Annotated in this window: 10 protein-coding genes; 7 read left to right on the forward strand and 3 right to left on the reverse strand. The window is 43.5% G+C overall.

The window, feature by feature from the left end; genetic code table 11:
* The first annotated feature begins 4 nt into the window (after window positions 1-4).
* The 4 genes from EYW48_RS17050 (at window position 5) to EYW48_RS17065 (ending at window position 4,714) form a co-directional block, all read left to right on the forward strand.
* The gene (locus EYW48_RS17050; RefSeq protein ID WP_171981538.1) at window positions 5-208 is read left to right on the forward strand and encodes an ATP-binding protein; all 204 of its coding nucleotides are present in this window, start codon (window positions 5-7) and stop codon (window positions 206-208) included.
* Between the two features lie 322 nt (window positions 209-530).
* Window positions 531-1,904: a glycerol-3-phosphate transporter gene (gene glpT, locus EYW48_RS17055; RefSeq protein WP_241772884.1), complete on the forward strand. Its 1,374-nt coding sequence runs from the start codon at window positions 531-533 to the stop codon at window positions 1,902-1,904.
* Window positions 1,905-2,010: 106 nt separating this feature from the next.
* On the forward strand, window positions 2,011-3,069 hold the full coding sequence (glpQ, locus tag EYW48_RS17060; protein ID WP_171981539.1) for a glycerophosphodiester phosphodiesterase: 1,059 nt from the start codon (window positions 2,011-2,013) through the stop codon (window positions 3,067-3,069).
* A gap of 214 nt (window positions 3,070-3,283) precedes the next feature.
* Window positions 3,284-4,714 (forward strand): T3SS effector OspC family protein, encoded by a 1,431-nt coding sequence (locus EYW48_RS17065; protein WP_277432719.1) that lies wholly within the window; start codon window positions 3,284-3,286, stop codon window positions 4,712-4,714.
* An 88-nt stretch (window positions 4,715-4,802) separates the two neighbouring features.
* On the opposite strand, the gene EYW48_RS17070 is transcribed toward EYW48_RS17065, so the two are convergent.
* Complete coding sequence (locus EYW48_RS17070) at window positions 4,803-5,702, reverse strand: LysR family transcriptional regulator (RefSeq protein WP_053311710.1); 900 nt, start codon at window positions 5,700-5,702, stop codon at window positions 4,803-4,805.
* A gap of 211 nt (window positions 5,703-5,913) precedes the next feature.
* On the opposite strand from EYW48_RS17070, the gene EYW48_RS17075 reads away from it, so the two are divergent.
* The 3 genes from EYW48_RS17075 (at window position 5,914) to EYW48_RS17085 (ending at window position 11,695) form a co-directional block, all read left to right on the forward strand.
* The gene (locus EYW48_RS17075; protein ID WP_277432720.1) at window positions 5,914-7,608 is read left to right on the forward strand and encodes an L-lactate permease; all 1,695 of its coding nucleotides are present in this window, start codon (window positions 5,914-5,916) and stop codon (window positions 7,606-7,608) included.
* Between the two features lie 73 nt (window positions 7,609-7,681).
* Window positions 7,682-8,818: an FMN-dependent L-lactate dehydrogenase LldD gene (lldD, locus tag EYW48_RS17080; protein WP_277432721.1), complete on the forward strand. Its 1,137-nt coding sequence runs from the start codon at window positions 7,682-7,684 to the stop codon at window positions 8,816-8,818.
* 45 nt (window positions 8,819-8,863) lie between these two features.
* A complete protein-coding gene (locus tag EYW48_RS17085; RefSeq protein ID WP_277432722.1) occupies window positions 8,864-11,695 on the forward strand; it encodes an FAD-binding and (Fe-S)-binding domain-containing protein in 2,832 nt (943 codons plus the stop codon).
* Between the two features lie 196 nt (window positions 11,696-11,891).
* On the opposite strand, the gene EYW48_RS17090 is transcribed toward EYW48_RS17085, so the two are convergent.
* The gene (locus EYW48_RS17090; RefSeq protein WP_176314034.1) at window positions 11,892-12,446 is read right to left on the reverse strand and encodes a hypothetical protein; all 555 of its coding nucleotides are present in this window, start codon (window positions 12,444-12,446) and stop codon (window positions 11,892-11,894) included.
* A gap of 172 nt (window positions 12,447-12,618) precedes the next feature.
* Window positions 12,619-13,119, reverse strand: coding sequence for a hypothetical protein (locus tag EYW48_RS17095; RefSeq protein ID WP_277432723.1), 501 nt, complete (start codon window positions 13,117-13,119; stop codon window positions 12,619-12,621).
* Between the last annotated feature and the right edge of the window lie 112 nt (window positions 13,120-13,231).

Genomic DNA, 13,231 nt, shown 5'->3' on the forward strand with positions numbered 1-13,231 from the left:
TAACATGGATCCCCCTGCTGATATACCTAATATCCTCGGCGAAGAGCAACGCTTGCGGCAAGTACTGGGCAATCTTTTAACTAACGCGATAGATGCCATGAAAGCAGCCGAATACTCTGATGCTGTTCAGTCTAAAAATATGATTATCATTCGCATAACAGACAATAGATGCGGAAAACAATACAAACTGAAATCTTATACATCTTAAAGCAGTTAGCGTTTGCCTAATTCTCAACGATTCCAGCCCTCTATTGTTCCTCTGAATACCATGAGCAAACCAGTATCGAACACCAAACAAACAATAACAAACAACATCCGAAACAAAATGCAATCGATTTCATTAATATACCTGGCATTAATCCCTTAAAAATAGAAACTAATCATTTGTTTTTAGCGGTAAATTAATTCACATGCAACATTTATCACAGAAATGCATTCGTTTGCGCATGACAATACCACTCTCTTTCGAACGAAGTTAAATTTTAGCGTTCGAACTTTAAAACCATCGCAAAATAATAATGAGGTTAACTATGTTTGGTATCTTCAAACCCCAAGCACATATAGATCGGCTCGCCTCCGAGCGGGTTGACGGTGCGTACAGCCGTTTACGCTGGCAGCTATTTCTCAGCATCTTTGTTGGTTATGCTGGCTATTACCTTGTTCGTAAGAACTTTAGCTTAGCCATGCCCTACCTCATTGAACAAGGCTTTAGCCGTGGTGACTTAGGGGTAGCCCTTGCTGCTGTTTCTATCGCTTATGGTCTCTCTAAATTCTTAATGGGCAGCGTGTCAGACCGTTCTAATCCCCGCTATTTCTTAAGTGCAGGTTTGTTGATGTCGGCAGCGGTCATGTTCTGTTTTGGCTTTATGCCATGGGCGACAAGCAGTATTACCGCAATGTTCATTTTGCTATTTTTAAATGGTTGGTTCCAAGGTATGGGGTGGCCGGCATGTGGACGTACAATGGTGCACTGGTGGTCACGCAAAGAACGTGGGGAAATTGTTTCAGTTTGGAACGTGGCTCATAACGTTGGTGGTGGCTTAATTGGACCTCTTTTCTTATTCGGCCTTTGGGCGTTCAACGATGACTGGCGTGCTGCTTTTTATGTTCCAGCCTTTTTCGCCACTTTAGTTGCTATTTTCATTTGGATGACGCTTCGTGATACTCCTCAATCTTGTGGTCTACCACCAATTGAAGAATACAAAAACGATTATCCAGACGACTACGATAAATCTCACGAAAACGAGATGACTGCGAAAGAAATCTTCTTCAAATATGTCTTCTCTAACAAATTGTTATGGTCTATCGCAATTGCAAACGCATTCGTCTATTTGATTCGCTACGGTGTGCTTGATTGGGCTCCTGTGTATTTAAAAGAAGCCAAAGACTTTACTGTAGACAAATCGTCTTGGGCTTACTTCTTCTACGAATGGGCCGGTATTCCAGGTACATTATTGTGTGGTTGGGTATCGGATAAAGTGTTCAAAGGCCGCCGTGCACCTGCTGGCATCTTGTTTATGGTACTGGTTACCGTTGCGGTATTGGTTTACTGGTTCAACCCTGCCGGTAACCCAGTGGTCGATATGGCTGCCTTGGTTGCGATCGGTTTCTTGATTTACGGCCCGGTAATGTTGATTGGTCTCTATGCTCTTGAACTCGCACCGAAAAAAGCAGCGGGTACAGCGGCAGGCTTAACCGGTTTGTTTGGTTATCTCGGTGGCGCTGTGGCCGCTAATGCAATTCTCGGTTACACCGTTGACCACTTCGGTTGGGATGGTGGTTTTATGATCCTCGTTGCCTCATGTGGTATTTCTATTCTTTGCCTACTGTATGCATTCGTTGGTGAGCGTGCGCATCATAAAGAAAAAGACAGACTCGAGGCCGCCAAAGCATCGACGTTGTAATCGAACTGACTCCGAGATGTGTTTGATTGTATGACATCACACTTCTCTTCACCTAGAACACAGCACTCCCCCTGCATCGACAGGGGGCGTTTTTAAGGATAGAAACATGAAATTGAAACCACTCGCACTTTCACTACTTGCTTTAACCTGTTCAACGTGGGGTCACGCCGACCCACTAGTGATTGCTCACCGCGGCGCTTCTGGATACTTACCAGAACACACATTAGAAGCCAAAGCGCTCGCTTATGGCATGAAGCCTGATTATATCGAGCAAGATGTGGTGATGACCAAAGACAATCAACTGGTTGTGTTACACGACCATTACCTTGATCGCGTCACAGATGTTGCCGAACGCTTTCCTGATCGCGCTCGTAGCGATGGCCGCTACTATGCGATTGATTTTACCTTATCCGAAATCAAAAGCTTGCGCGTGACCGAAGGCTTTAATATCGATGACAAAGGCAATAAAGTAGCGGGGTTTCCCGACCGATTTCCGCTGTGGAAATCCAACTTTACTGTCCCAACTTTCGCTGAAGAAATAGAACTAATCCAAGGGCTCAATAAAACACTTGGGTATGACATTGGCATTTACCCTGAAATTAAAGCCCCTTGGTTCCACAAACACCAAGGCAAAGACATCAGTAAAGCCGTATTAACGACCTTAAAAGAATACGGTTATACGAATAAAGAAGACAAAGTCTACCTACAATGCTTTGATCCAATAGAACTCAAGCGCATTAATGACGAACTGCTACCCGCCATGAAAATGGATTTAAAACTGGTTCAGCTCATAGCGTATACCGACTGGAATGAAACCATGGTTTATGACGGCAACCAAGCCCAACCATACAGCTATGACTGGATGTTCGAAGCCAATGGAATGAAGCAAGTCGCGACCTACGCCGATGGTATTGGTCCATGGAAACCAATGTTAGTTGATGACGCATCGACCAAGGACAACATCATCATTAAGCCTTTGATGAAAGAAGCAAAAGCACAAGGCCTAGTGGTTCACCCCTACACATTCCGCGCAGAAAAAGATCGCATCGCTCCGTATGCAGACAGCTTTGAAGATATGCTTGATGTGTTCTATAACAAAGTAAAAGTCGATGGCTTGTTTACCGATTTTCCTGATAAAGCGGCGACTTTCTTGCATCACAAATAAATATTTCTTTACTACTGATTAGAAGACGCTATTACTTTCCCCCAAGTAATGGCGTCAATTTGTTGGTGTAAGCTGCAACAGCTAAAGGCCAATTCGAAAGCTCATGTCATATACATCACGCAGGAATAACTCAGAATTTTCACAAAAAATCTTGTGACGTTACGATATCGATAATAAATAATATCTGCTGTGAATTTTATATTAGGTAGCACCAATGTATACGACACCATTACAACTCTCACCTACAATTATAAAATCAAACAGCGATGTGAGCCCAAAAACCATTCCAAATAAGATCAGATCTATTAAATACGCTCATTCTGCCGATGGTTCGAAAATTCCATATTACAGAGGGAACGAAGAAGGAGCCATTAAGTCTTCAGATTGTATTAAACGTTTCCTTAGAAAAGCTGTTGCGGCTCAGAGCTATAGCAAGATGCTATCTGAAGGAGAAGTATTTAAACGATTAAATATTGACTTACCTCCACTACAACCAAGGGACGAAGCTTCATTTGCAACACTCGAACACTTTGATAACATATCTCGCGATAATCTAGCATCGATAAAGGGCGAAACTCAAAATCTAACTACTCAGGAACAGGAATTACTCAAAAAGGTGGTAAATGCAACATTACATTTTAGGCATCAGAGCAACTCAAATTTTGCTACGCAGACAATTATGTCTATCGATATGTTGAAATCAATTGGTATAGTTACTGGAAAGAACACATATTCAATGGATGAGCAAAAGTTAGGAAATCAAGACTTTGTTTTTTTTGGCGTTGAGTTTTCCGATGATGAATCTCAACTTCCACTCAATACGGTACATACACAGTTCGACTTTGGTGCTAATGCCTATATAACAAAACAACCTTTCACACACGGATATCTCACATTAACCGATCATTTCCATAACAAAGCTCCACCCGCACGTCGGCATGAACATCAAGTATTTATCCAACAATTTGAAGTAGTGAGAAACGAAGTAGAGCGAACAATACATGGTACAAAAGGCCAAAATGATGTGCCTATGTATAACACTAGAGATATGAAGCTTGCTTTAGGACTGCACCTTATTAATTTCTTGAGAAATAGCAAAGACGACAAGTTTAAACGATTTGTACTGAATGAGAATCTAGACAGTAGAGGATTAGACCGAGTCATCAATTTTGTATTTCAGCCAGAATTCCATGCTCCACGGATGGTTAATATAGGAAAATTCAGAAAAGTTAATTTACGAAAAATGGAGCTGAAAGAGGCTATAAAAGCATCCAATATTAAAGAAATGGCTATTTATATAAAAAGCAAAGATGATGCATGTAAAGCGATGAGAATTGCTATAGCAAACTCCAAACTAGATATTGTTGAATATTTATTTTCAGAATTCAATTTTACTAAAGCCGATGTCAGTAAAATGACTGGTTCATTTGAGGATATAGAATATTCACTAAGCAAGTGTTCTGCTAACCATAAAATACTGAAAATATTTTTAGAACGTGGATTAGTCGATCCTAACCATACATTCAAACAACTAAACTATGGCATGACCATGTTAGATAATGCGATAAAATACGCAGATAAAGAGATGATAAAAATATTAAAAGAGCATGGTGCGCGGCAAGGGAAATTAAAATTCCCCTGGTAATCACTGGTTATTGTTAACGCTTTCAAGTTATAAATAGATTTGCTAATTATGCTTGAAGTTTCGTTTTCAAGATCTTCATGTCACACACTCAAAAATAATGAGAAATGGTCAGATAACGCGCACGGATATGTTCAATCAATAACCTGACTTTATTTGGAGGCTGGCGCGTAAACGGATAGACCGCGTAAATGCCTAATTTTTTGCCAACCTGTTCAGGGAAAATATCAACCAACTGGCCGTTGCGAAAATCGTGATAGACCAAACAACGCGGGACATAAGCGATACCGTGACCACCTAAGGCGGCTTTTCTTAGTGCGGTCGCGTTATCGGTTGAAAAGCTCCCGGCTACTCTGACGATATAATTCCCTTTATGACCTTTAAACTCCCATTCGCTTGCGCCCGTGGTTTGATAAGCGTATTGCAAACAATTGTGGCTCGTTAAGTCTTCCGGTTTTAATGGTTTACCATTTTTAGCGATGTAAGACGGAGAGGCACAAACGACCCATTGTGAGTCTAAAATATGGCGCGCTATCAGGCTTGAATCTTCCAAGTAACCTGTGCGGATCACTAAGTCAAAACCACCTTCGACCAAATCGACAAAACGGTTGTCGAGCGACATATCGACCGTCAACCCAGGGTGAGAATTACAAAATTCCGCCACCGCATCAGCCAAAATCAGATCACCTGATATCGTAGGTACTGACATTTTTATATGGCCACTGACGTTTTCACCAAATCCGGCCACCGCATCCATCGCTTCTTGAGTGGCGAGCTTCACATTTTTCGCACCATGTAATAGTGCTTTGCCCGCTTCGGTCAGAGTTAATTTACGCGTCGTTCGATATAATAACTGTACGCCTAACTCTTCTTCCAAACGAGCAATTCTTTTGCTAACCACTGAATTTGTAAGACTATTTTGTTCTGCAACCTTACTAAAACTCCCTAGTTCCATCACTTGTGAAAATAAGATTAAGTCATCTGCTCGCATTCTATTATGCCAATTTTGGAATTAATTATTTTCATTATTTCCCTATATCCAAAAAAAAGAAAGGAGTAAATTCACGCCAAATTAACAAAAAAATCACAAATATAATAATTCAGCTACCCGTCATTGATGGATAAGTAGCACCAAACCCTACAGGACACCTGCTCTTCTATTAGCACATAACACTAAGAGCAAACTTTACGAGGAAGTATCCATGAGTGAAACAGTACTAGCCTTAATTGCCTTCTCCCCCATTGTGGTGGCGGCAATTCTATTAGTTGGCCTTAACTGGCCAGCTAAAAAAGCCATGCCGGTGGCCTTTGGCTTAACCGTTGTTATTGCCCTAACAAGTTGGGATATGTCAGCCAACCGAGTTCTGGCATCGATTTTTCAAGGGTTCGGTATCACCGTTTCCGTGCTCTGGATTGTGTTTGGCGCGATCTTCTTACTCAACACTTTGAAACACACCGGAGCCATCACCACCATTCGTAACGGTTTTACCGATGTCTCGGCGGATCGCCGTGTGCAAGCTATTATTATTGCCTGGTGTTTCGGCTCTTTCATTGAGGGCGCATCCGGTTTTGGTACACCAGCAGCAATTGCTGCGCCACTTTTAGTTGCGATTGGCTTTCCTGCCCTGGCAGCAGTTTTGATGGGTATGATGATCCAGTCCACTCCCGTTTCTTTTGGTGCGGTTGGAACACCGATTATCGTCGGAGTAAACAAAGGGTTAGATACGCACAATATCAGCGAAGCATTACTCGCTAACGGTTCGAACTGGGATGCCTATTTGCAACAGATCACCTCCAGTGTGGCGTTAATACACGCAGGCGTCGGCACACTGATGCCAGTGTTAATGGCGATGATGTTGACGCGCTTTTTCGGTAAAAACAAAAGCTGGACTGAGGGGTTAGATATTCTGCCATTTGCCATTTTCTCTGGTTTGGCTTTTACCGTTCCTTACGCACTCACGGGTGTATTTCTTGGTCCAGAATTCCCATCGCTCATTGGTGGGTTAGTCGGCCTGTCTTTGGTCGTCACCGCAGCCAAAAAAGGCTTCCTCGTGCCTAAGTCACAGTGGGATTTTCCTGAAGAAAAATCATGGCCAGCAGAATGGTTAGGCTCTCTTAAAATCGATGTAGAAGAGATAAAAAGCAAACCGATGAGCTTAGCACTGGCGTGGGCACCGTATGTATTACTGGCTGTCGTGTTGGTTGCCAGCCGAGTCAGTACTGAATTTAAATTGTTCCTCACTAGCATTAGCCTTTCCTTTGCGAACATTTTGGGTGAAACAGGTATCAGCACTGCAATTCAACCACTGTATTTACCTGGTGGGATATTAGTCTTTGTCGCACTGCTGGCGGTTATTTTGCAATCTCGCAACGCGATGCCTTTAGCCAAAGCTTTCGGTGAATCAAGCAAAACCTTAATTGGCGCAGGCTTTGTATTGGTGTTCACTATCCCTATGGTGCGTATTTTTATTAACTCTGGCGTCAATGGTTCCGACCTCGCAAGTATGCCTGTCACCACGGCTAATTTTGCGGCGGGTTTGGTGGGCGAAGCCTTCCCGGCATTGAGTGCGACTGTTGGTGCACTTGGTGCATTTATCGCAGGTTCAAATACGGTTTCCAATATGATGTTCAGCCAATTCCAATTTGAAGTAGCACAAACGCTCTCTATATCTAGTGTTGTGGTTGTCGCGTTGCAAGCGGTTGGCGCTGCGGCAGGTAACATGATTGCGATCCACAACGTAGTCGCCGCTTCTGCCACCGTCGGTTTGCTTGGGCGTGAAGGTGCAACACTGCGCAAAACCATCATCCCAACTTTCTATTATCTTGTGATGACAGGCGTGATCGGTTTAGTCGTGATTTACGGCTTTAACATGACCGATGTGTTAATGGCCAAGTAAGTACCAACTTCATCACTTATAGAAATACAGAGCAGACCTCAGAGTCTGCCCTGCTTAAATTAGGATTCGATTTATGATTATTTCAGCCTCTACCGATTATCGCGCTGCCGCTCAAGCAAAGCTGCCTCCTTTTCTATTTCACTACATCGATGGTGGCTCTTACGGTGAGCATACACTAACACGCAACACCGCCGATTTAGCGGATATCGCACTTCGTCAGCGTGTACTCAACGATATGTCGGAGCTCAGTTTAGACACCGAGCTATTTGGTGAACCACTAGCGATGCCGATCGCCCTTGCTCCTGTTGGCTTAACCGGCATGTATGCTCGCCGCGGTGAAGTACAAGCAGCGCGTGCAGCGGAAAATAAAGGCATCCCATTTACTCTTTCTACGGTTTCTGTTTGTCCGATAGAGGAAGTCTCTGACGCCCTAGCTCGTCCCATTTGGTTTCAGCTATACGTTCTCAAAGATCGCGGTTTTATGAAGAACGTCCTAGAACGCGCCAAAGCTGCTGGGGTTAAAAACTTGGTATTTACCGTTGATATGCCAGTTCCCGGTGCGCGTTACCGTGATATGCATTCAGGCATGAGTGGCCCAAATGCGGCAATGCGCCGTGTGTTTCAAGCGGTGAAGCACCCAAGTTGGGCGTGGGATGTTGGTCTGATGGGGAAACCGCACGATTTAGGTAACATTTCAACTTATCGCGGCACGCCAACTAAATTGGAAGACTATATTGGTTGGTTAGGTAACAACTTTGACCCGTCAATTTCATGGAAAGATTTAGAGTGGATTCGTGATTTCTGGGATGGCCCAATGATCATCAAAGGTATTTTAGATACAGAAGATGCCAAAGATGCGGTGCGTTTTGGTGCAGACGGCATTATCGTATCTAACCATGGCGGACGTCAGTTAGATGGCGTACTTTCCACCGCAAAAGCCCTGCCTTCTATCGCTGACGCAGTGAAGGGAGACCTTAAAATTCTCGTTGATTCTGGTATTCGTTCCGGGCTTGACGTGGTGCGTATGCTCGCCCTCGGCGCGGACTGTACCTTGTTGGGCCGCTCGTTCGTCTATGCATTAGCGGCGCAAGGCCAGCAAGGGGTAGAGAACTTGCTCGATTTGTATGAGAAAGAGATGCGCGTTGCGATGACCTTAACTGGAGCAAAAACCATCGCTGATTTATCACGCGACTCCCTCGTTAAGCTTTAATATAACCTAGGCTCATTCATCGAATACCACAAAAAGGAAGCAGTTATGGCGCAATCGTATTCCAACTTTCAGCAACTCGAAAAGAGGCTCGCGACTATGATCGAGCCAGAGCGTATCATCACTCAGCAGGCTAAGCGCCTTGCTTATGGCACTGACGCCAGTTTTTATCGCCTGATACCAAAGATTGTGCTGCGTTTAAAAAATCTCGATGAAGTGATTTTTGCCATTCAAAGCTGCCGAGAATTAGCCATTCATTGCACCTTTCGCGCTGCAGGTACTAGTTTATCTGGCCAAGCAGTATCGGATTCAGTATTGATTACTCTCACTGACGATTGGCGCGGTCATTGTATCCATGACGATGGTAAAAAAATCACGCTACAACCTGGAGTCATTGGCGCTGATGCCAACAAATATCTCGCCCCTTTTCAGCGTAAAATAGGCCCAGATCCTGCCTCCATCAACACCTGTAAAATCGGCGGTATTGCTGCCAATAACGCCAGTGGCATGTGCTGCGGCACCGCGCAAAATTCTTACCGCACCGTCGATAGCATGAAAATCGTATTCGCGGATGGTGTAGTGCTCGATACAGCAAGCCCTGAGAGCATAGCCGCATTTAAAACAGCCAAACCCGAATTAATTGAAGGCATTGCACAACTTCATGCTCAAACGGCACAAAACTCTGAACTATCACAGCGTATTCGGCACAAATACCGTCTTAAGAACACCACGGGCTACGCACTCAATGCCTTAGTGGATTACTCAGACCCCATTGAAGTAATTGAACATTTGATGATTGGTTCTGAAGGAACCCTCGGCTTTATTGCCGAAATCACCTACCACACCGTGGTTGAACACGCACATAAAGCTTCGGCTTTGTTGGTGTTTTCCGACATTGAACAGGCCAGTCAAGCGGTCACCACCCTTTCTAAAACACCTGTGGCAGCAGTGGAAATGATGGATGGCCGTGCCATGCGCTCAGTGGCCGACAAAGCTGGCATGCCTGCATTCATTGCAACATTAGATGTGGAAGCTGCCTCACTGTTAATTGAATCTCACGCCAGCGATGAAACCACACTTCACAGGCAATGTGACGCAGTAATGGCGGCGCTGAGTGACTATAAAATCATCGAATCGGTGCCTTTTACCTCCGAAGCAAAAACCGTTGCCACCCTGTGGGGAATTCGCAAAGGCATGTTCCCAGCCGTTGGCGCTGTCCGTGAAGTAGGTACGACAGTGATCATTGAAGATGTTGCCTTTCCCGTTGAAAACCTAGCCAATGGTGTGCGTGATTTACAAGCCTTGTTTGATCAATACCACTACAAAGAAGCGATCATTTTTGGCCATGCATTAGAAGGCAATTTGCATTTTGTTTTCACGCAAGGTTTCGATAGCCAAAGTGAAATCGACCGTTATGGCGCATTTATGGATGATGTTGCCGAATTAGTCGCGGTGAAATATCAGGGCTCGCTCAAAGCAGAACACGGTACTGGTCGTAATATGGCACCGTATGTGGAATTAGAATGGGGCAAAGATGGTTATGCTCTGATGCAACAAATTAAAACACTGTTTGACCCACAAGGGTTACTCAACCCTGGCGTGATCATTAACGACGACCCGCATTCTCATTTATCTAACCTCAAACCGATGCCAGCAGCCGATGAGCTCATTGATCGCTGTATAGAGTGTGGATTTTGTGAACCAGTGTGCCCTTCGCGCACGCTGACTCTTTCACCTCGTCAACGTATTGTCTTATATCGAGAATTACAGCGCCGCCGCGCACAAGGTGAAACGGTGGAAGCGTCTGAGCTTGAGAAAACCTTTGAATACCAAGGACTCGACACGTGCGCTGCAACTGGTTTATGCGCTGAGCGCTGCCCGGTGGGCATCAACACGGGTGACTTAGTGAAAAAACTGCGCACGGCGAAATATCAAAAGTTTGTTCCAATAGCCAAATGGACAGCGGAACATTTTTCCACTACCACAGCGCTCACAAAAGCGGGTTTGAAGGCAAACCAAGTGGCGACAAAAATGCTGGGGAAAAACATTGTTGGTGGCGCGACCAATGGCTTACGCACATTGACTAAAGGAAAAACTCCGATTTGGTATACAGAGCTACCACAAGCGAACACACAACGCCTTGATATTGCGGTCGAAAACCTGCCACGCCGCGAGAAGAAAGTGGTCTACATGCCTTCATGCGCTAGCCGAAATATGGGCCAACAAACCAGTGCTAGCGATCAACGGCCACTAACCGAAGTCACGTTATCGCTGCTCAACAAAGCGGGTTATGAGGTCATTCTACCAAGCGAGCTCAGTAACCAATGTTGTGGCATGCCCTATGACAGTAAAGGGATGAATGAACTCGCACAATCAAAAGCAGAGCAATTAGAAGCAGTATTGTGGCAAGCCAGTCAGCAAGGACAATACCCAATATTGATGGACACGAGCCCGTGTGCAAAACGCAGTATTGAACACTTTAATAAGCCACTTGAGGTATTAGAACCAACTGGATTCGCTAGTAAATATCTGTTGCAACACCTCGCCATTACGCCAAGAGAAGAGACAGTTATGCTGCATGTTACTTGCAGCTCGCGGCGTATGGGCTTAGAGGCCGCGATGCTGACACTAACCAAGGCGTGCGTCAGTGAGGTTCTTGTACCAGAACATATTCAGTGCTGCGGCTGGGCGGGCGATAAAGGCTTTACCACACCAGAGCTTAACGCCGCTGCCGTTCACCCATTGAAAGAACAAGTTCCCCCTCATTGCCAACGTGGATTTAGCAACAGTCGAACCTGCGAAATTGGGCTTTCCCACCATAGCGGCATTCCGTATCAATCTATTTTATATTTACTGGATGAGGTAGCAAGGCCACGCTGAATATGGAATGTAATGATATTAAAATAACAGGCAACAATCACATTTATATACCAAAACAACTTGAAGTTGCAGTCAGGAAGCAAGTTCACCCCCATGAGCATATGATCAATAATGTGATCGGAGTGAACGAACCTAGCCAACACTTCTGCAGCTTCAAGTCGTAAAGATATAGGTCAGTCAATAGAAAATATTTCTATTACTGAATAGATAAAAATTCATTGTTTTTCTTACTAAAATAATGAAATTTATCTAAAATACCATTATTGTATTGCAAACAAATAAAATCGGTTTTAACAATTGGAGCATATTTTTCAACATCACCAAACCAAGCCCTATAACTAATTTGTGGCCTTATTGTTAAAATATTATCAGTAGCAGGAACTGTAGTAGTATCCACAATTCCGGAGATAGTGAACTCCTCTCCTGGCTGCACAACACTTGGTGTCATGTTAAGCGATGAATACGGAAAATGTACTTCACTTTGAGGATTGTCTTCGTTAGTCCAAACCTGTGGATAAGTAAGAGCCAAAGTATCTAATGACAAATTTTGGAATGTAATTGACATAAACAATATTGGACTTGATGAAAAATCAAATTTATCTGTAGAATATGCAGTGTACTTATTTGCCCAAGGATATGAATAGACCATTTTTGTTGGGCAATCTTGTAACTCTTGACTTAATACCGATGCGTAAACACCACCTGAAAAAAACACTAGTAAAACCATGCTCAATAAATTTTTATTAATCATTAGCTACCTATTTTTATATTATCAAAGTAATTTTTAATATAGAGGTATCTGTTAGAAAAGAGACCAAGTGATAAAGTCAGAATTTTCTAATAGTTCAAACCTACCAACATGGTCTCATTTCTTACTTATGCAATCTCTCTAAACTCAACTATTTTCGCTTTTCTTAATACTTCTATAGACAAATAATGTCATATCCAATTACGGGGGCGTACGTTTCCACGTCACCAAACCACATACCACCATGAACTTGTGGTCTGATTGTAACAATATTGTCATTTAATATCACAGTATTAATATTTACGACCCCTCTAACAGAAAATTCTTGCCCTGGTTCAACAACAAGAGGCTCGTAAGTGAAAGCAGACCATGGCCAATGCAACTCATTTTGATCATTATCTTGGTGGGTCCAAACTTGTGGTTGGGAGTCGAGCTCTAAAGTATTGGGCGAATCATTTCGATAGGTTACTGACAAAACAAGTGTATCAACAGAAGAGAAATCAAACTGATCGGTCGAATAGGCTGTATATCGATCAGCCAACGAATATGAATAAACAATTTGCGTTGGGCAAGCTTGTAACAGCTGGTTTGAGTCCGAAGCCATAACACTATTTGAAAAAATAATTAATGCAGGTAGGGACAATAGCACTTTTTTAATCATTATACCCGTGATCATTGAAGATGCTTGATTTTCAATAGAATCAGGATCATGCTACAAACCATGAAAATCACACTGACTCCTCAACAGAAACTGCAACTCGAACAGATGCACGACATTGAGCGTGATA

The organism is Vibrio sp. 1180_3, assembly GCF_029478545.1.
In the GTDB taxonomy this organism is placed as follows: Bacteria; Pseudomonadota; Gammaproteobacteria; order Enterobacterales; family Vibrionaceae; genus Vibrio; species Vibrio aestuarianus.